A 21,434-nucleotide genomic window follows, 5' to 3' on the forward strand; every position below is an offset into this window, starting at 1 on the left:
CAAACAAAAAAGTAAGGTAGCAATCAAAAAAAGCGAACGTTTAAAAATGTTCGCTTTTTTTTACACGAAAACTTAATTAAAGGTAAAATACAACTTTTTTATAATAAAAAGCTTGATTTTTTAATTAAATTGCGTTAAATTACTTGAGGTGTTAAAAATAAGCACGTAAAAAGTAGATAATGTTCGTGTTTTTTACGAATATGAAATCGAGAGGACGATATGATGAAAGTATTTGATTACGAAGATATTCAACTGATTCCTAATAAATGTATCGTAAACAGCCGTTCAGAATGTGATACAACTGTGACTTTAGGTTCACATACCTTTAAAATGCCGGTTGTACCAGCAAATATGCAAACGATCATTGATGAAACGATTGCGGAATTTTTAGCTGAAAATGGTTATTTCTATATCATGCATCGTTTTGAAGAAGAAGCACGAATCCCATTTATCGAAAAAATGAAAGCAAGAAATTTAATTTCTTCTATTAGTGTAGGCGTGAAAAAAGACGAGTATGCTTTTGTAGAAGAATTAGCAGAAAAATCGCTTGTACCAGATTATATTACAATTGATATTGCCCATGGACATTCAAATGCTGTGATCGCGATGATCCAACACATTAAGAAGCACTTACCAGATACGTTTGTCATTGCAGGGAACGTCGGCACGCCAGAAGCCGTTCGAGAATTAGAAAACGCTGGAGCAGATGCAACGAAAGTCGGCATTGGCCCAGGAAAAGTATGTATCACAAAAATCAAAACTGGTTTTGGTACTGGTGGTTGGCAATTAGCGGCACTAAGATGGTGCGCGAAAGCTGCCCGCAAACCTATCATTGCGGACGGTGGCATCCGTACACCTGGAGATGTCGCGAAATCAGTACGTTTTGGTGCGACGATGGTGATGATCGGTTCATTGTTTGCAGGACACGAAGAATCACCAGGAGAAACAAAAGTTGAGAACGGTGTCGTTTACAAAGAATATTTTGGATCAGCTTCTGAATTCCAAAAAGGCGAAAAGAAAAATGTTGAAGGTAAGAAAATTTGGATTCAACACAAAGGATCTTTAAAAGATACGTTAGTTGAAATGCAACAAGATTTACAATCTTCGATTTCTTATGCCGGTGGTCGTGATTTAGAATCGATTCGTAAAGTCGATTATGTCATCGTTAAAAACTCGATTTTCAATGGAGATACGATTTAATTCGAAGTAAGAGAGGTCGGGACGGAAGTGTTCAGCCTTGAGAAATAAGGCGCCATCCACTAAAATTGTTTTTCAAATTTTTGTGGATGGCGCCTTATTTTTCGAAGAGGTTACTTTTGTTCCCGCCGTTTATTCGGTTATAGGTGGGTGAGGTGAACGAATGTCCCACTCCCTTTTTTTACATTTTCTTTCTTTTTGAAACTAAGCTACAATAGTAGAAAGTAAATATTTGGAGAATGCACATGTGGACGAGAATAACTAAACATAAAGGTTCTGCTTACCAACAGATCATGGATCAAATTTTGAAGAAAATCGAAAATGGGCAATTGCAACCAGGAGATAAATTACCTTCTGAAAGAATGTTTGCTGATTTTTTTGGTGTGAATCGTACGACTGTTGTTCATGCGTTAGATGAATTGCGTGGACTAGGGATATTGGAAAGTCGTCAAGGGAGTGGTCGGTTTATTTCTTCGATGACTTGGGGTGATTTTTCAGAGCCACGGATCGATTGGCGTCAATTGATCTCTGCAAGATACGATAAAATCGTTGATAGTTACGGAGAAAAAGTCAAAGAAGCAAGTCGAAAATCCGATTTTTTAGATTTATATTCAAGTGAAATGCCGCTTGATGTATTACCTAATATGAAGATGCCCAATTATACATTAGAAGGTATCTTAAAAGAAGAACAAGCCGTTTCCGTGTTTGGGTATCAACCGCTGATGGCGCAGATCAGAGAACGCTTGATCAGAAATAACGGATTTTCGTTTAAAAAAAGTCAATTGCTAATCACTGGTGGGGGACAACAAGCGATCTTTCTGATTTTACAAACCATTTTGTCGGTAGGAGATGCCATCGCGGTGGAATCCCCCACTTTTTTCTACCGCTTGCCATTGTTTAAAGCACTTGGTACCCGCTTGTTCGGTATTCCAATGGATGATCAAGGGATTGATTTAGAGAAATTGGAAGAAGCTATTCATAAGCATAAGATCAAAGCGGTCTTAGTCAATCCAAATTTTCAAAATCCGACAGGTACAGTGATGGCTGCTGAACGTCGCCAACGTTTAGTCGCGCTGTGCCGCAAATACCAATTGCCGATCATAGAAGATGATGTGTTTGCAGATTTAGCCTTTTCTCCGGAGAAACAAGCTTCGATCGCTCCGATCCATGCGATTGATCCGGAAAATGTCTTGTATGTCGGCTCGTTATCGCGTTTGTTGGGGGAAACGACTAAAATTGGTTGGATCGTGGGCCCAACTATTCTGATCCAACGATTGTCTGAGGCACAAAAAATGATGGATGTCTCTTTGAGTATCTTTACACAAATGGCTGCAACTGCTGTTTTTGATTCTTCTTTTGACCAAAACATGGCAAGTCTGTGTCAACGACTAGAAAAGAACAGTCAGCTTTTACGTAGTTGGGTCGATTCGCAAGACTTCTTTCATTTAGCCCCTCTTGCAGGCGGATACTATGGCTGGTTGACTTGGGAGGGTGAAAAGTTCACGAAAGTATTAGCAGAAAGATTATTGCGTGAGGGGTTAGGTGTGGCTCCAGGTTATCTTTTTGGCGAAGACATTGGTTTAAGAATCAACTATAGCCGTATGAGTCCTGATGACCTACCACTGTTCGTTTCACGAATGGACAAATTACGTACATGGTTGGAAGCGAAAGAGAAACAATAATAAGAAAAGAAAGAGTAACTTTTGTTATTTTTTCTTTTCTTTTTTATTTTGTGAAGAAATTTCTGGAAAAGTTGACGTATTGCCTGTCAATCAAAAGAAATATGTAGTTGGACAGGCTTATTGTTTGTAAAAAAGCCTATGTTAAGGATAAAATTAAAGTAAGTGATTTGTGTAATCACTCACTATCGAGAAAAAAATTAATACAGTGATTGGTAAAAGGTTGTAACAACTTGGATACAGAAAAGAAACGATTGTTATAAAAGGGGAGAAACATCTCTATGTTTTTTTAGAAAAAATGTAAACCGCTTACTACCTTGTGATTACCTTCACTATTTTAACAGAGATAGGGATTGTTATAATTTTTTTTAATGGTGAAAATTTGTGCTTAAAGCTTGTATTTCGGAGGAATACGTGATAATTTATTAGTGAAGCCGGAGAAATAGTGATACAGATATCGTCGCTGTTTCAACCGCGGAATGAAGAGAGTTTCTTATAGATGAGAGAGGAATGTGTGATAAATGGCAAACAAGAAAACACCTATCGACTTCCAAGCGTTGCTTGAAGAAGTCAATTCAGATTTTCCGGTATACCAAGCACTTGATCAAGATGGGAAAGTAGTAAACCCTGATCTTGTTCCAGATTTAACAGATGAAGAGTTAGTAGAATTGATGACTAGCATGGTTTGGTCTCGTGTATTGGATCAACGCTCAACAGCATTGAACCGTCAAGGACGTTTAGGATTTTTTGCTCCTACTGCTGGACAAGAAGCAAGTCAATTAGCTAGTGCATTCGCTTTTGACAAAGAAGATGTACTATTACCAGGTTACCGTGATGTTCCACAATTGATCAAACACGGCTTACCTTTATCTCAAGCATTTCTATGGTCTCGTGGGCATGCAGCTGGAAACTTCTACCCAGAAGAATTGAAAGCTCTACCACCACAAATCATCATTGGTGCACAATACGTCCAAGCAGCAGGTGTTGCATTAGGACTTAAAAAACGTAACAAGAAAAATGTTGTTTTCACTTATACAGGTGATGGCGGTTCTTCTCAAGGTGACTTCTATGAAGCAATCAACTTTGCTGGAGCTTACCATGCGAATGCTGTATTCTACATCCAAAACAATGGATTTGCGATTTCAACACCTCGTGAAAAACAAACAGCAGCAAAAACATTAGCGCAAAAAGCAGTAGCAGCTGGTATCCCTGGTATCCAAGTAGATGGTATGGACCCATTAGCCGTTTATACTGTTTCAAAAATGGCACGTGACTGGGCAGTCTCTGGTAACGGACCTGTATTGATCGAAACATTGACTTACCGTTACGGTCCACATACATTATCTGGTGATGACCCAACACGTTACCGTGAAAAAGATGTTGACGATGAATGGCAATTAAAAGATCCATTGATCCGTTTCCGTAAATACCTAACTGAAAAAGGTTTATGGAGCGAAGAAAAAGAAGAAGCAGTCATCGAACAAACAAAAGAAGAAATCAAAGCAGCAATTGCTGAAGCAGATAAAGTTCCAAAACAAAAAGTTTCAGATTTCTTGAAAAATATGTTTGAAGAAACACCACAAACAATCAAAGAACAAATTGCAATCTATGAAGCGAAGGAGTCGAAATAACCATGGCACAAAAAACAATGATTCAAGCAATCACAGATGCCTTAGCACTTGAACTTGAAAACGACGAAAACGTACTCGTTTTTGGTGAAGATGTCGGCAAAAACGGAGGCGTATTCCGTGCAACTGAAGGATTGCAAGAAAAGTTCGGTGAAGACCGCGTATTTGACACTCCTTTAGCAGAATCAGGTATTGCCGGATTAGGTTTCGGTTTAGCACTTGAAGGATTCCGTCCTGTCCCTGAAATCCAATTCTTTGGCTTTATTTTTGAAGCAATGGATGAAGTTGTAGCACAAATGGCTCGTACGAGATACCGTATGGGTGGAACAAGAAATATTCCAGTAACGATCCGTTCACCATTTGGTGGTGGTGTTCATACACCTGAATTACACTCAGATAACTTAGAAGGATTGATTGCTCAATCTCCTGGTATCCGTGTAGTGATTCCGTCAAACCCATATGATGCAAAAGGATTATTGATTGCTTCTATTAGAAGTAATGACCCTGTTGTTTTCTTGGAGCATATGAAACTTTATCGTTCATTCCGTGAGGAAGTGCCAGATGAAGCGTACGAAGTGCCTTTAGATAAAGCCGCAGTGACTCGTGAAGGAACAGATGTATCAATCATCACTTACGGTGCAATGGTACGTGAAGCCATCAAGGCAGCAGACAATCTTGAAAAAGAAGGTATCTCTGTTGAGATCGTTGACCTACGAACAGTTGCTCCATTAGATGTTGAAACAATCATCAAATCTGTTGAAAAAACAGGACGTGTCGTTGTTGTTCAAGAAGCACAACGTCAAGCAGGCGTAAGCACTCAAGTAATCTCTGAAATCTCTGAACGTGCAATTCTTTCATTAGAAGCACCAATCGGACGCGTTTCTGCACCAGATACTGTTTTCCCATTCGGTCAAGCAGAAAACATCTGGTTGCCAAATGCTTCTGACATCGAAGCAAAAGTAAAAGAAATCGCAGAATTTTAAGGAAAGAAAGGACGTTAAAAACCCATGGCTTACCAATTTAAATTACCTGATATCGGTGAAGGTATCGCAGAAGGTGAAATCGTTAAATGGTTCGTTCAACCAGGCGATACGATCAATGAAGACGATACATTATTAGAAGTACAAAATGATAAATCAGTGGAAGAAATTCCATCTCCAGTAACAGGAACAGTGAAAAGCATCGTTGTTCCAGAAGGTACAGTTGCAAATGTTGGTGACGTATTAGTTGAGATCGATGCACCAGGACATGAAGGAAACGAAGACAGCGGAAGCGAAGGCGTGGCAGCTGCTGAGCAAACACCTGAAGCACCTGCTGCTGAACCAACAACAGAAAGTTCATCTGCATCAGCAGAAGCTTCTGACGGCGGCGTATTCCAATTCAAATTACCTGATATCGGTGAAGGTATCGCAGAAGGTGAAATCGTTAAATGGTTTGTTAAAGCCGGTGACACGATCAATGAAGACGATACATTATTAGAAGTGCAAAATGACAAATCAGTGGAAGAAATTCCATCTCCAGTAACAGGAACTGTGAAAACAATCGTTGTTTCTGAAGGTACAGTCGCAAATGTTGGTGACGTATTGGTTGAGATCGATGCGCCAGGACACAATAGTGCACCTGCAAGCAAACTAGCGGCAGCAACTTCTGATGCAAAAGTGGAAACTTCAGGTTCTTCAAGTATCCCTGAAGCGGCAAACCCAGATAAACGCGTATTAGCAATGCCATCTGTTCGTCAATTCGCTCGCGAAAAAGACGTGGATATCAGCCAAGTTTCTGCAACTGGAAAAGGCGGACGTGTGACAAAAGAAGATATCGAAAACTTCTTATCTGGCGGAGGCGCTCCAGCAGCTGCAAGCAAACCTGCTGAATCAGCTGCACCAACAGAAGCATCTGCTGCAAAACCAGCTGAAACAAAAGCTGCTCCAGCAAAAGCATTCAAATCAAACTTAGGCGATCTAGAAGAACGTGTGGCATTGACACCAACACGTAAAGCAATTGCCAAAGCAATGGTCAACAGCAAACAAACAGCACCTCATGTCACTTTACATGATGAAGTTGAAGTAACAAATCTTTGGGATAACCGTAAGAAATTCAAAGAAGTGGCAGCTGCTAACGGCACGAAATTAACGTTCTTGCCTTACGTTGTCAAAGCGTTGACTGCAACAGTCAAAAAATTCCCAATCTTGAATGCGTCAATCGACGATGCAAAACAAGAAATCGTTTATAAAAACTATTACAATATCGGTATCGCAACAGATACAGACCACGGTTTGTATGTGCCAAACGTGAAAGATGCTGACCGTAAAGGAATGTTTGCGATCGCAGACGAAATCAACGAGAAAGCAAAACTTGCTCATGATGGCAAACTAGCGGCAGACGATATGCGTAACGGAACGATCACGATCAGTAACATTGGTTCAGTTGGTGGCGGCTGGTTCACACCAGTAATCAACTACCCTGAAGTAGCAATCCTTGGTGTAGGAACAATTGCACAACAACCAATCGTCAATGCTGAAGGTGAAATCGTTGTTGGCCGAGTGATGAAATTATCATTGAGTTTCGATCACCGAATCGTCGATGGTGCGACAGCACAACAAGCAATGAATAACATCAAACGTTTATTAGCTGATCCAGAGCTATTAATGATGGAAGGATGAGAAACAAATGGTAGTTGGAGATTTTGCTGTTGAATTAGATACAGTTGTAATCGGTGCGGGACCTGGCGGTTATGTCGCTGCCATCCGCGCTGCTGAAATGGGCCAAAAAGTAGCGATCATTGAAAGAGAATATATCGGCGGCGTTTGTTTGAACGTTGGTTGTATTCCTTCTAAAGCGTTGATCGCAGCTGGTCATCATTATCAAGAATCACTTGATTCATCGATGTTCGGTGTAACAAGTGAAAATGTCTCACTAGATTTTACAAAAACACAAGAGTGGAAAGACAACAAAGTAGTGAAAACATTGACTTCAGGTGTCGGCTACTTGTTGAAAAAACACAAAGTTGAAACGATCGAAGGTGAAGCATTCTTCGTAGATGATCATACATTACGTGTGATCCATCCGGATTCTGCTCAAACTTATTCATTCAACCATGCTATCGTTGCGACAGGTTCTCGTCCAATCGAAATCCCTGGATTCAAATTTGGTGGTCGTGTCTTAGATTCTACAGGTGGATTAAGCCTAACAGAAGTTCCTAAGAAATTCGTCATCATCGGCGGCGGGGTAATCGGTGCTGAACTTGGTGCGGCTTATGCCAACTTAGGTTCTGAAGTAACGATCCTTGAAGGTTCACCACAAATTTTACCTACGTATGAAAAAGACTTGGTGAAATTAGTGGAAGATGACTTCAAGAAAAAAGGCGTAACAGTCATTACAAATGCAATGGCTAAAGAATCAATCGACAATGGTGATAGCGTAACTGTCAAATATGCAGTAGACGGAAAAGAAGAATCAGTAACAGCTGACTACGTGATGGTCACTGTTGGACGTCGTCCGAATACAGAAGACATGGGCTTAGAACAAGCTGGTGTTGAAATCGGTGAACGTGGCTTGATCCCAGTTGACAATCAAGGACGTACAAACGTACCTAACATCTTTGCAATCGGCGACATCGTTCCAGGCGCTGCTTTAGCACATAAAGCAAGTTATGAAGCAAAAATCGCCGCAGAAGCAATCTCTGGCAAAAAAGTAGCAGTTGACTACAAAGCAATGCCAGCAGTTGCCTTTACTGATCCTGAATTAGCATCAGTAGGGATGACGATCAAAGAAGCAAAAGAAGCCGGACTAGAAGCAACAGCTTACAAATTCCCATTCTCTGGGAACGGTCGTGCTTTATCATTAGGTAAAACAGAAGGCTTTATCCGCTTAGTGACAACGAATGAAGACAATGTCATCATCGGTGCGCAAATCGGTGGAGTTGGAGCAAGTGATATGGTTTCTGAACTTGCTTTGGCAATCGAATCAGGTATGAACGCTGAAGATATCGCGTTGACGATCCATCCACATCCATCTTTAGGTGAGATCACAATGGACGCAGCTGAATTAGCTTTAGGCTTACCGATCCATATTTAATCATTCAACTAAATGCAACTTTCTCTGAGAAGAGAGAGTTGTGTTTTTTTTACTCTAAATAACGATTATAAAATTATTATGTAAACTAAAATAGAGCAAAACCACTTGGAAGAAGTCTTCTTTCTATGATAAACTGAAAGGGATGAATAGAATAGGAGATAATATCTATGAATGAGTATCAATATCCATTAGACTTGGACTGGACCACTGAAGAAATGGTCATCGTGATGAACATGTGGGAAGCCCTCGAAAAAGCGAATGAACAAGGAATCAATAATCAAGAATTTCTAACAACCTATCAACAATTCAAAACAGTGATCAAATCGATCGGAGAAGAAAAACGGTTAGGACGTGAGTTTGAAAAAGCTTCTGGCTATTCGCTATACCGTACTATTCAAGAGGCAAAGAAGAACACCAACAAAATGCTAAAAATGAATGGGTGAGACGATGGAGAAAATGATTGAGGAAATAATTGCCTGGTTGGTAGCAGCAAAAGAAAAGATCCTCCATGCACAAAATGAGCAACTAACAGTCGCAGAAAAAACGAATCGTAAAGATCTAGTGACAAACATGGATCGAGAAATCCAAGCATTTCTGATCAATAAAATCCATTCTGCCTATCCTCAAGCAAAAATTTTGGCAGAAGAAGAAGGATACAACAACTTATCTGATTTAAGTGGTCAAGTCTTTATCATTGACCCCATTGATGGTACGTTGAACTTCGTGGTACAAGGAGAAAATTTTTGTATCATGCTTGCTTATTACGAAGATGGAGTAGGACAGCTAGGATTCATCTATGATGTCATGCGAGATGAATTATACTGGGGCGGTAAAACGATCGGTGTTTACAAAAATGACGTGAAATTACCCCAACCGCAAGACCTTCCATTAGACAAAGGATTAGTAGCGATCAATAGCTATCTCTTCGGTCATGATCGATTCAATATCCATGCGATTGGTGAACAAAGTATCGGCGTTCGGATGTGTGGCTGTGCAGGCTTAGAATTGATTGCGATGTTAAAAGGCAACCACATCGGCTATATCTCCAATCTAAGTCCCTGGGATTACGCAGCTGGTAATGTCTTGTTGGAAGAGTTCGGTATGCGATATAGTGGGTTTTCCGGTGCACCATTGAGTTTCAGTGGCAGAGAATATTACTTAGCCGCAACTCCAACCGCCTATGCGACCATACTCGACATGTTTCAATTGGATTGATTATTTTTCTAGCTTTGAGATACATCCATCAAAAAGTTCTTATAAAATAAGTGGGGGACGATAAAATTGCTTTTTTGAGCAATGTAATCCTTCGCTTATTTTTTTGATCGATGATAGTATCGGAACATTCATTTATAGAATATGCTAATGGAAAAGTTTTGTAATGACTCTTTTTTACATAAATTCGGATTTTTCGTGCTGTTTTGATTAGAAAAAGGGCGAATTATTAATTTTCTCGAAAAAATGAAAACATTTCACTATATTTCATGAAAAAAGTTTGGTATAATAAACAGTCGAGTAAAATTGCCCTGTGATAAAGAATCGATAAAAAAGGAGTTACTTAAATTGAATAAAAGAAATGACATCCGTAACGTAGCGATCATCGCCCACGTCGACCACGGAAAAACAACATTAGTTGATGAACTATTAAAACAATCTGACACATTAGACGCCCACACTCAATTACAAGAACGTGCGATGGACTCAAACGCACTTGAACAAGAACGTGGAATCACAATCTTAGCAAAAAATACAGCTGTTGATTATAAAGGGATTCGCGTCAATATCATGGATACACCTGGACACGCGGACTTCGGTGGTGAAGTAGAACGTATCATGAAAATGGTAGACGGCGTTGTCTTAGTTGTAGATGCCTATGAAGGCACCATGCCACAAACACGTTTCGTATTGAAAAAGGCTTTAGAACAACATATCACACCGATCGTTGTTGTAAACAAGATCGACAAACCATCCGCTCGTCCTGAGTATGTGGTAGATGAAGTCTTAGAATTATTTATCGAATTAGGCGCAGACGATGATCAATTGGATTTCCCAGTGATCTACGCATCTGCTTTGAACGGAACATCAAGCTTATCCGATGATCCAGCGGACCAAGAACCAACAATGGCACCGATCTTTGATACAATTGTCGAAGCTATTCCTGCACCAGTTGACAATAGCGATGAACCTTTACAGTTCCAAGTATCATTACTTGATTACAATGATTATGTTGGACGTATCGGTATCGGCCGTGTCTTCAGAGGGAAAATCAAAGTTGGTGACCAAGTATCACTGATCAAACTTGATGGCACAGTGAAGAAATTCCGTGTGACAAAATTATTTGGTTTCTTTGGCTTACAACGTTTAGAGATCCAAGAAGCTAAAGCTGGTGACTTGATTGCTGTCTCAGGAATGGAAGATATCTTCGTTGGGGAAACAGTTACACCAGTCGATCATCAAGAAGCATTACCGATCTTGCATATCGATGAACCAACATTACAAATGACTTTCTTAGTCAATAACTCTCCATTTGCTGGACGCGAAGGAAAATACGTGACATCACGTAAAATCGAAGAGCGTTTGATGGCAGAATTACAAACAGACGTTTCACTTCGTGTTGAACCAACAAATTCACCAGATGCTTGGACAGTTTCAGGTCGTGGTGAACTTCACTTATCGATCTTGATCGAGAACATGCGTCGTGAAGGTTATGAGTTACAAGTATCACGTCCAGAAGTTATCGAAAGAGAAATCGATGGCGTAAAATGTGAACCATTTGAACGTGTTCAAATCGACACACCAGAAGAATACATGGGTAGTGTCATCGAATCATTGAGCCAACGTAAAGGTGAAATGCAAGATATGGTTCATACAGGAAATGGTCAAATTCGTTTGACATTCTTGACACCTGCTCGTGGATTGATCGGTTACTCAACAGAATTCTTGTCAATGACTCGTGGTTACGGAATCATGAACCATACATTTGATCAATACTTGCCAATGCTTCCTGGCCAAATCGGCGGACGTCACCAAGGTGCGTTAGTATCCATCGATACAGGTAAAGCAACAACGTATTCAATCATGAGTATCGAAGAACGTGGTACTGTATTTGTTGAACCAGGTACAGAAGTCTACGAAGGTATGATCATCGGTGAAAACAGCCGTGAGAATGACTTGACAGTCAATATCACAAAAGCAAAACAAATGACTAACGTTCGTTCAGCTAACAAAGATCAAACATCAGTCATCAAAAAACCAAAACAATTAACACTTGAAGAATCACTAGAATTCTTGAATGACGATGAATACTGTGAAGTAACACCAGAAAACATCCGACTAAGAAAACAAATCTTAGAAAAAAATGCGCGTGAAAAAGCATCTAAAAAGAAAAAATAATAATTTTGACCGAATCTTAGAGAGAAATCTCTGAGGTTCGGTTTTTTTTAGAAGTTCGAACGGATGGATAGTCAAATATGATGAATTAATTTTGGAAGTACACATGTCATCATAATCAATGACTGGTATTAACAAAAGAAACTCTAAAATTTTAATTCAACATCAAATGTGTGAGATAACCTTAAAAAGGTGTTTTTTTTTATTTTTCAGCTGATGGATAGGAAATTCTGTAGTTGCCTGATAGATAGGTTAAAATAACTAATATCTTTCAATATTTACCAATTAATTGAGAAAAAATGGCGTTATCAAATGACGGATTTCGTTTTAAAGTTAGAGAGTGGGACTTACCTATAAAAATGTCAGAAGAAAGGGATGTGTGAATGAGCATAAAAAGATAGCTTGTCATTTTTATGAGAATTGTAATATGAAAAAGTTGCGTGAAGGAGGAACATAGGTTGACGGTAAGGAAAAAAGCACTACATAGTTTTTTGATAGCTGGAATGATACTAGGTAATATGAATGGAACGATAGTACAAGGTATTTCAACGGTAAGCACAAGTAATAACGTACAAACACAACCAACAAAAAAAGGAATAGAGACTAAAACATCAAATAAAACAACAAGTGATACGGTAGCAAATAAAAATACGAAATCTGAAACAACAACTGAAAGCTCAAAGAAAAAAGAGCAAAAGACAGAAGAGCAAAAGACAGAAGAGCAAGTGAAGGAAACTGAAAAATTGATCAAAGGCTTAATTAGCCCTAGATATGCTATCGAACCACCCACAAGCATACCTGTCGCACCTAATCAACTATCTGTTGATCATGGGAATATCTTGTCTGAATATATTCAAAACGGAATCAGAAGTAAATTTGATATTTCAAGTGATACTTTAACAGTTGGGGATACGATTATCTTAACTAATGTATCACCGATTTATTACAGAGAAAGCCCAATTCCGCTTTATAAACCAGGGTCTGGACATCATACTAGGGTTGAAAATTTGAGTCCATTAAGAAACAATGGAGTTGGCCATCCTAGACCAGTTTATACGATCAATGTGGAATCAAAGAGTGGTAATTGGCGGATGCAACTTACTCCAACAGAGCAGGCGACAGCGGAAGATATGAAGTTAGGAGAAATTGGGGTTGTATTTACTCGCTTAAAGGTGGCACCACCTCAAGAAGAAATTTTTGATATACCTAGATTCCCTTATTCTTATTGGTGGGGAAATGCGGATGAAGGTGGTTATAGTATAGAAAGAATTAGCACAGAATTTAGTTTTGATGGTTTCTCAAAAACAAATATTGGTAATATCAAAGCTAGTGTAAAAGAAGGTTCCCATACTCTTGAGCACCAACAAAAGATTCCTGATCCAAAAGAGTATATTAAAGTAGATAATACGCGTGGAACAGTTAGCTATGAATGGGTCAAAGTACCGGATGCAACAAAAATAGGTAAGCAAGAAGTGAGTATCAAAGTAAGTGATGAATCGGGTAGAGCGCCAGTTACAGTAAATTTCGATTTAGAAATCAAGCCGTTGATTAAAGCTATAAAAGATAGTATACAGATTTACCAAAATGATCCTGTGCCAAAAATCGAAGAAATTTTTGAAGTCATTCATCAAGGTTCTTATCAATTGTCATGGGTAACTTCAACTAATACTTCAACCCCTGGGATGTACTCTTGGCAAGCAAAAGTTCTGACACAGGATGGTAGAGAGGCAACTGCAAATGTGAATGTAGAAATCATACCTGATGAAGGACTAGAAATTGAATTAAATTCAATTGAGGAACAGCAATTAGGAAATACCACTTCCTTACTCTCTAATAATCGATTTAAAGAGTTAATTAAAAAAGTAAGCTTTCGTGGAACATCAATAGATATAGATAGCTTAGAATTAGTTGGGGCAGAATCAGTAGAGCCAGACTATGACGTAGTTGGTGAACAGATTTTGCGTTTGACCGTTCAAGGAAGACGTCCAGATGTCAATGCGATGACAAAAGGAACAGTTGAAGCAAAAGTGAATGTTCGTTGGGGAAGTACAATTCTGATGAAAACAAGTAACGGGGAGTCGGCAGGTGCTTTTTCCTTAACGTTAGATAATTCTAGTTCAAATAGTATTCCTCTAAAAATCACTAGAGGACTTTCGTCCCCATTGGACGTACCAGTTGGACCTCAAGTATCTCCATTTTCTCTTTATTATTCATTTGAAGTATTAAGAAATCAACAAGTTACCTATAGTCAAGATGTGAGTAATCGTGCGACTTTACAGCAAATCATAAACCAATTTGGAAATTCATCAAGTACGATTGATGTGCGTCTAAATGATGTCATTAAAATTTATCATCCTGAACACACGACAAATAGTTCTGTTGTGATGATCGATGAAAAAGAAAATGACTTCACTTATGATACGCCATATGCGTATTACAAAGTGACAGCATATGGGTTTGAACCAATTCCATTGTTAGATGCAGAAGTTTCGCAAAAAAGTTTTGTTTTAGGTGAAAACACGAAAAATATCGATCCCGCTTCCCTATTAAAACATGTGACTATCAATGGTAGAATCATCGATAATAGTTTATATCAAGTAGAATCCTCAGTTGATTTTGATACTAGTACAATTGGAACCAGGAGTATGCGCCTGAAAGTTTCTATGAAGGATGGCTTAGCCACTAAAGAATTTGATGTCGACTACCAAGTGAAATGGGGTAGTACGATTTTACTGAAAGGTTTAGATGATGCAACAGTTGGCGCATTTAGTCTACTAAAAGAAAACGATCAATGGGCATTACATGCTAGTCAAGGTGTAAGTGGGACGGACTTGAGTCAACCGGTCAATAATCATTTTGGCCGAGACATTTACTATGGTATTGAAGTGATCGAAAATATTACTACCAAATACCAATATAACGTACTAGGAAATCAATCGATTAGAGAAGGAATCGAAGGGTTCAATCAAGGAAAGCCATTAAACGTTAAACAAGGCGATGTCATCAAAGTGTATCATGCAGAACCAACAGGTAATAGTCTGTTGATGCAAGATGAATTAGCCAAAGACTTTACGATGGGCTCAAATGATGCCTATTACGAAGTCACCGAGCATGGGCTAGAACCGATCCTGGCGATTTCTACAGATACTAAACCACAAGAATTTAGTTTAGGTGATGATGCCACAGAGATTGATGGCACACAACTGATTAATTATGTGACGATCAACGGTACCGAGTTAACACCGGATCTATATACAGTGAAACAATTAGGAAACTTCGATACAACCACAGTCGGTCAAAAAGAACTTGCTATCCAATTTGACACAAAAGATGGGGTAGTATCAAAAGTCATCACAGTGCCTTATGAAGTGAAATGGGGCAGAACGATCGTGATGAAATCTAGCACTGGTGGTTCAGCAGGTGTTTTCTCACTGCAAACTACTAATACGACCAGACAACTGAAAATTCATCATGGGTTTGACTCGCCATTAGATGAGCGCTTAGGAAACGATCAAGACCTCTATTATTCAATTGAAGTCTTACGTGGTGAAAAAGTCCAGTATAGTCAAGAAGTCCCAGGTCGTGTCACGCTACAAGACGTCATCAACAGTTTTGGAACGAATGGTACTCCAGCTGTCACTGTCCAGTTAGATGATGTGATCAAAATTTATCACCCGCAAAAATCTCCTGGTAGCTCGGTACTGATGGTCGATGAACTAGAAGAGGACTTCACGTATGGTTCAGATTATGCGTATTACAAAGTAACGACATATGGTTTTGAAGCAATGCCAGTCATGGAAGTCCATACAGCTAATAAAGCCTTTTATCTCGCGCAAGATGTGACTACTGCAGCTGATGCTGAATTAATTGATCGTGTGACGATCAACGGCAAAACAGTCGATCCAGAGGAATACACGATCGAAAGACGTTCAGAAATCGATACGACAACGATAGGAAATAAAAACGTCGCTATGCGTGTGAAAATGAACGACGGTTTATCTAGTGTACAACTTGAACTGCCTTATCAAGTCAAATGGGGAAGTACATTTATTCTGAAAGGTGAAGAAAAAGAAGGGAAAAGAGGAATCGTCGGCTCCTTTAGCCTGCTTGATCAAAATGATGAGTTGGCTATCTATGCCACAAAAGGCGAAGATGAAACAGAACTTAATGCGCCGGTCAACTCTGCCTATGGTCGGAATGCCTATTATCGAATCGACATCCTAGCAGATCCTAAAAATAAAGCCAATAGTTTATTTCCCGATAACATCAAATATACTTATGAGGTGGCAGGTAATCAAACGGTTCGTCAAGCAATCGAAGGGTTCAATAATGGAGAATCATTACCTGTGGAAGAAGGAGACATTTTCCGTGTCTACCATGCAGAAACAGATAACCAGAACTTACTGATGTGGGATGATATCGTCAAAAACTATACAGCTGGGTTGAATTACGCTTATTATGAAGTCAAGAATGGCGAGTTTGAGCCGATTACGATGATTCACGCAGATGTTGCTAGTCAGGAACTCGTCTTAGGTGAGGATACCAGTGAGGTAGACGTGACAACGTTGATTGAGAATGTTGCATTCAACGGACAGAGTTTGAACACAGAGCTTTACAAAGTAGAACAAACGGGAGCGTTTGATACCCATACGACAGGAGAAAAAACAGTAACGGTAAAAGTATCAACCGCAGATGGAGTTTCTTCGACTGACATCGAAGTGCCATATGAAGTGAAATGGGGCAGTACGATCCATTTAAAAAATCGTAAAGGTGAAACGGTTGGATCGTTTGGACTACTAAAAAACAGTAAACAAATCGAAATCCAATCTGTCCAAGGAACCGATCAAACAGTGTTGAAGAATCGAGTGAATGAATACGATGACACCGAAGTATATTATGGAATCGAAATTCTCAACGAACGTAAGCAAAGCAAATATCAATACGAGGTTCGTGGTACACAAACGATCGAGCAAGCAATTTCACGTTTTAATACAGGTAAATCACTGGCGGTGACACCAGGTGATATCGTGAAGGTTTATCACGTAGATACTAGTAATAATTTATTGATGGCAGAAGAGAACGAACGAAACTACACCTATGGCAGTAATTACGCTTATTATAAGGTAACAGATTATGGTTTTGAGCCTACAGGTGAGTTAACAGTTGAACCTGCTCAGCCTTCTTTTGCACAAGGCACTGAAAGAGTTGACCTGAAATCGTTAGTAAAAGAAGTGAAAGTCAATGGACGTGTAATACCTAAAAACGTCTATACTGTTTCTTTAGATGGGACATCTGAAATCGATACTGAAACTATGGGCAGTCGCTTTGTTTCTCTCGATGTCAAAGTGGATCGGAGTTATGGGAGTTTATCTACTCGTACAGAATCTTCATATGAAATCGTTGAACCTGGTCAAGAAACAACGCCAGGAGAAGAGGATGCTAATGCAGGAGGAGTAGAAGGTACTGACACATCAAACGACCCAGATGCAGATGGAATTTCAGCAGAGACTGGTTTAGGCGAGGGTTCCGCAGCAGAAGGTGATGAGAGTAAATTGCCACAAACCAATCAAACCATCAATCGAGTACTGCCATATATTGGTGCATGCTTCTTACTAATAGTAGGATTTGTTTTATGGAAACGAAAAGCATCTAAAAAATCGTTTGATAAACAGTAACGGATAGTTAAAATGACAACGAAGCAGTTGAAAGAGCGAAAGTGATAATTACTTTGGCATCCTTTCAACTGTTTTTTTATGACCAATAAAGGAGTCATAGACAAGAAATATAAAAATAAATCCTATGAGTAAAAAACAAAATTCTTGTAATAGGAAGTCAATCATTAGCTGTGGAGAACTTAAAGAAACAAAAAATGAAAGCAAGAATGGCAAGATGAATTTTTTAAAGAACTTTTAAAAAACTTAAAATACTCTGTTTTTAGTTTCACAAAAGGCGTTTTGTTTCACAGAGCGAGACTTGCTCTTATGAGCAGACAGAAGTAGAATAGATAGTACATGTCTGATGAATCATTTGATAAAATGCGTAATTAATAGTTAGATGAAAGAAGTAAAACATGAAAGTGTAAAAACAAACAGAAATCGAGGAGGGCGCATGTGGAGCAGTTATTAAAAAAATATTTTGGATATGAGCTTTTCCGCCCAGGCCAAAAAGAAATCATTGAAAAAATCATGGCTCAAGAAGATGTCTTGGGTATCATGCCGACTGGAAGCGGAAAATCAATATGTTATCAGCTACCCGCGCTAGCCTTAGAAGGGTTGACGATCGTCGTTTCTCCCTTGATCTCTTTGATGAAAGATCAAGTGGATGCTGCGAATCAACTGGGAATTGCGGCTACGTTTATCAATAGTTCATTAGAAGGATATGAAGTGGCACAACGTTTTCGTTCATTAGATGAGGGCAAGGTTCAATTGTTATATGTTGCACCAGAACGTTTTATCATGCCTGATTTTATCCAAGCGATGAATCGTTGGTCAGTTCGCTTGATTGCCATCGATGAAGCCCACTGTATCTCGCAATGGGGGCATGATTTCAGACCTAGTTATTTGCAGATGGCGATTATTTTAGAAGGTATCCCTCAGCGTCCGCCCATCGTGGCCTTGACAGCAACTGCTACTGTCCCTGTAGCGACAGATATCAAAAGACTTTTAAAAATCCCTGAACAAAACCATATTCAAACTGGATTTGCACGAGAAAATCTGAGGTTGCAGGTTATCAAAGATCAAAAAAAAGAACAATATTTGGTCGAGTATTTAAAAGTGAATCAAAATCAATCAGGCATCATTTATGCCGCGACTAGAAAAGAAGTGGATCGACTATATCAGTTGTTGGCGAAATTTGGTTTTTCCGTTGGCAGATACCACGGCGGTATTTCCGAAAAGGAACGGACGGAAATGCAAGAAGCTTTCCTTTATGATCGTATCCAGCTATTAGTAGCAACGAACGCTTTTGGAATGGGGATCAATAAAAGTAATATTCGTTTTGTCATTCACTACCAAATACCAGGTTCATTAGAAGCATATTATCAAGAAGCTGGTCGTGCCGGAAGAGATGGTTTACCTAGTGAAGCCATTTTGCTATTTGCGCCACAAGATGTGCAAGTCCAAAAGTTTTTTGTTCAACAATCGCAACGTGAGGAAGCACAAAAACATAAGGAATACGACAAGATCCGAGCAATGACTGAATACGTCCATATCGAATCCTGTCTGCAACAATATATTCTTTCTTACTTTGGAGAAGCAAGCGAGCCTTGTCAGCGTTGTGGCAATTGTCTTGATGATCGTGAACTGGTCGATGTGACCACAGAAACGCAAATGGTTTTGTCGTGTTTGAAACGAATGGGTGAGAACTACGGAAAACAATTACTAATGAAAGTCCTTGCCGGATCAAAAGATCAGAAAATCAAACAGTTTCAGTTTGATCGATTGTCTACGTATGGTCTACTAAGGAATCTGTCACAAAAAAACATATTACAGTTGATCGACTATCTGATTTCAAGTGGCTACTTACTTGCGGCTAGTGGTGAATACCCTGTTTTGAAAGTCAGCGATCTTGGGGTGCAAGTGCTTATGGGAAAAGTAACTGTCCACAAAAAGGAACCCAAAAAAGTGCAACAATTGTCGCATGACGAAACGGATGGTCTATTTGAAGTATTACGCCAGCTACGGACTGATTTAGCTGTTGATGCAGACGTTCCGCCCTATGTTGTTTTTTCAGATGCGACACTCAAAGAAATGAGTCAGCATCGACCAAATGACCGATTGGCACTTCTCCAAATCAAAGGGGTAGGACAAAGCAAGCTTGATAAGTACGGTGAAATGTTCTTACAGGCAATCAAAAATTTCCAAGAAAGCGCTACGCAAAGTGATAGTTAAAAAACATAAAAAAAAGCCTAGATAAATCTAGGTTCTTGCTCAGTTATCGCGTAAAATATGCTATAATGAATGAACTTAGAAATGGAGGGAAAGGTAAATGGATTCTCTTTCAAAAGAGACGGCACTCAATGTGTTGATTGATGAGGCAGATCGCATCAAGCGTTTGATCCAAAATCAAACAAACAGTCTTTGTATCTCGCAGTGCAAAGCCTTTGAAGAGGTAGTCGATACACAAATGTATGGATTTTCTCAGCAAGTGAGTTTTGCGATACGTGTAGGGATCATTGAAAAAAAAGAAGGGCAACTGATGCTCAGCGAGTTAGAACGTCAATTGAATCACTTATACAATGAAGTTTACCGAGAAAATTATGATAAAAAAGAAAGTGGCAAGGGGGAATAAGCTTGCCGAATAAAGTAAAAAAAAGGCATCTGTTGGATTACAGTATTTTAATTCCATATTTGATTTTATGTATCATCGGGTTGATCATGGTTTATAGTTCCACCTCCTACTTGTTATTAGCAAATGGGAGCAATCCAGCATCATCAGTTATCAATCAAAGTATTTTTTGGGTGCTTAGCTTGATTGTTATTGCACTTTTATACAAAATGAAAATCGGTGTATTGAAAAATCAGCGATTGATCATGGCGGCTATCGCAGTCTTGACGATTTTATTATTGATCGTCTTATTTTTTGGGGAAGAACGTAATGGGGCAAAAGGTTGGCTTGAAATTGCCGGATTTTCTATCCAGCCCGCCGAATACCTAAAAATCATTGCCATCTGGTATCTTTCCTTTACTTTGTCACAGAGACAAATGAGTGTGCAAAAAAACTTCATTGCAACGGTCAAACGACCTTTATTGTTAGTGCTTGCCTTGACAGTATTAGTGGCAAGTTTACCCGATTTTGGGAATGCAACGGTTATTTTTTTGATCATCATCGTGTTACTACTAGCTAGCGGCGTCAATTATTTTTACACCTTGATCGTCGGTGTCGGAGGAATCATTTTTAGTGTGGTAACAATTTGGTTGATCAACGTGACCCAAGGGAAACTTTTCCCAGGTCGCCTACAATATATTTATCATCGTTTTGAAATTTTTCAAAACCCTTTTTCTGATGAATTGAATAACGGACACCAAATGGTGAATGGATATTATGCGATGTTCAACGGTGGCCTATTTGGTCGCGGATTAGGGAATAGTATCCAGAAAAAAGGATTTCTACAAGAAGCGCAAACCGACTTTATCTATGCCATCGTAGTAGAAGAATTAGGAGTGATCATGGGTATTTTGATCTTAGCTTTATTGATGTTCATGATTGCGCGTATCATTTTAGTGGGCATCCGCTCAAAAGATCCATTCAATTCTTTGCTATGTATCGGAATCGGTTCGATGTTTCTGATCCAAGTATTTGTCAACCTTGGCGGGATAACTGGGATCATCCCATTGACAGGGATCACATTCCCATTCTTGAGTCAAGGTGGTTCGAGTTTACTGATGCTTTCGATCTGCGTAGGTTTCGTCCTGAATATCAGCGCAGATGAGAAACGTAAGAGTTTAGGTATTTACTAAAATTGACGTAG

Annotated in this window: 13 protein-coding genes; all 13 read left to right on the top strand. The window is 39.2% G+C overall.

The window, feature by feature from the left end:
- Positions 1 to 222: 222 nt before the first annotated feature.
- The 13 genes from guaC to IGJ39_RS05890 all read left to right on the top strand — a co-directional run bounded on the left by guaC (position 223) and on the right by IGJ39_RS05890 (position 21,423).
- Positions 223 to 1,200 (top strand): GMP reductase, encoded by a 978-nt coding sequence (guaC, locus tag IGJ39_RS05830; protein WP_019723828.1) that lies wholly within the window; start codon positions 223 to 225, stop codon positions 1,198 to 1,200.
- 242 nt (positions 1,201 to 1,442) lie between these two features.
- Complete coding sequence (locus tag IGJ39_RS05835; protein ID WP_019723827.1) at positions 1,443 to 2,879, top strand: PLP-dependent aminotransferase family protein; 1,437 nt, start codon at positions 1,443 to 1,445, stop codon at positions 2,877 to 2,879.
- Between the two features lie 518 nt (positions 2,880 to 3,397).
- Positions 3,398 to 4,507 carry a pyruvate dehydrogenase (acetyl-transferring) E1 component subunit alpha gene (gene pdhA, locus IGJ39_RS05840; RefSeq protein ID WP_010735671.1) on the top strand — a complete coding sequence of 370 codons (1,110 nt, stop codon included), beginning with the start codon at positions 3,398 to 3,400 and terminating at the stop codon, positions 4,505 to 4,507.
- Positions 4,508 to 4,509: 2 nt separating this feature from the next.
- A complete protein-coding gene (locus IGJ39_RS05845; protein WP_010735670.1) occupies positions 4,510 to 5,487 on the top strand; it encodes an alpha-ketoacid dehydrogenase subunit beta in 978 nt (325 codons plus the stop codon).
- 24 nt (positions 5,488 to 5,511) lie between these two features.
- Complete coding sequence (locus IGJ39_RS05850; protein ID WP_195339590.1) at positions 5,512 to 7,164, top strand: dihydrolipoyllysine-residue acetyltransferase; 1,653 nt, start codon at positions 5,512 to 5,514, stop codon at positions 7,162 to 7,164.
- Between the two features lie 7 nt (positions 7,165 to 7,171).
- A complete protein-coding gene (lpdA, locus tag IGJ39_RS05855) occupies positions 7,172 to 8,578 on the top strand; it encodes a dihydrolipoyl dehydrogenase (protein WP_010735668.1) in 1,407 nt (468 codons plus the stop codon).
- 167 nt (positions 8,579 to 8,745) lie between these two features.
- Positions 8,746 to 9,021: a UPF0223 family protein gene (locus IGJ39_RS05860; RefSeq protein WP_019723241.1), complete on the top strand. Its 276-nt coding sequence runs from the start codon at positions 8,746 to 8,748 to the stop codon at positions 9,019 to 9,021.
- Positions 9,022 to 9,025: 4 nt separating this feature from the next.
- The gene (locus IGJ39_RS05865) at positions 9,026 to 9,793 is read left to right on the top strand and encodes an inositol monophosphatase family protein (protein WP_029594039.1); all 768 of its coding nucleotides are present in this window, start codon (positions 9,026 to 9,028) and stop codon (positions 9,791 to 9,793) included.
- Positions 9,794 to 10,138: 345 nt separating this feature from the next.
- A complete protein-coding gene (gene typA, locus IGJ39_RS05870) occupies positions 10,139 to 11,968 on the top strand; it encodes a translational GTPase TypA (RefSeq protein WP_010735665.1) in 1,830 nt (609 codons plus the stop codon).
- Positions 11,969 to 12,423: 455 nt separating this feature from the next.
- Complete coding sequence (locus tag IGJ39_RS05875) at positions 12,424 to 17,640, top strand: LPXTG cell wall anchor domain-containing protein (RefSeq protein ID WP_019723243.1); 5,217 nt, start codon at positions 12,424 to 12,426, stop codon at positions 17,638 to 17,640.
- Positions 17,641 to 18,075: 435 nt separating this feature from the next.
- Positions 18,076 to 19,854: a DNA helicase RecQ gene (gene recQ / locus IGJ39_RS05880; RefSeq protein WP_195339587.1), complete on the top strand. Its 1,779-nt coding sequence runs from the start codon at positions 18,076 to 18,078 to the stop codon at positions 19,852 to 19,854.
- 97 nt (positions 19,855 to 19,951) lie between these two features.
- Positions 19,952 to 20,254 carry a YlaN family protein gene (locus IGJ39_RS05885; protein WP_010735661.1) on the top strand — a complete coding sequence of 101 codons (303 nt, stop codon included), beginning with the start codon at positions 19,952 to 19,954 and terminating at the stop codon, positions 20,252 to 20,254.
- A gap of 2 nt (positions 20,255 to 20,256) precedes the next feature.
- Positions 20,257 to 21,423 carry an FtsW/RodA/SpoVE family cell cycle protein gene (locus IGJ39_RS05890; RefSeq protein WP_019723755.1) on the top strand — a complete coding sequence of 389 codons (1,167 nt, stop codon included), beginning with the start codon at positions 20,257 to 20,259 and terminating at the stop codon, positions 21,421 to 21,423.
- Positions 21,424 to 21,434 lie beyond the last annotated feature (11 nt).

The organism is Enterococcus sp. AZ140, from assembly GCF_051714405.1.
Classification (GTDB): Bacteria; Bacillota; Bacilli; order Lactobacillales; family Enterococcaceae; genus Enterococcus_B; species Enterococcus_B pernyi.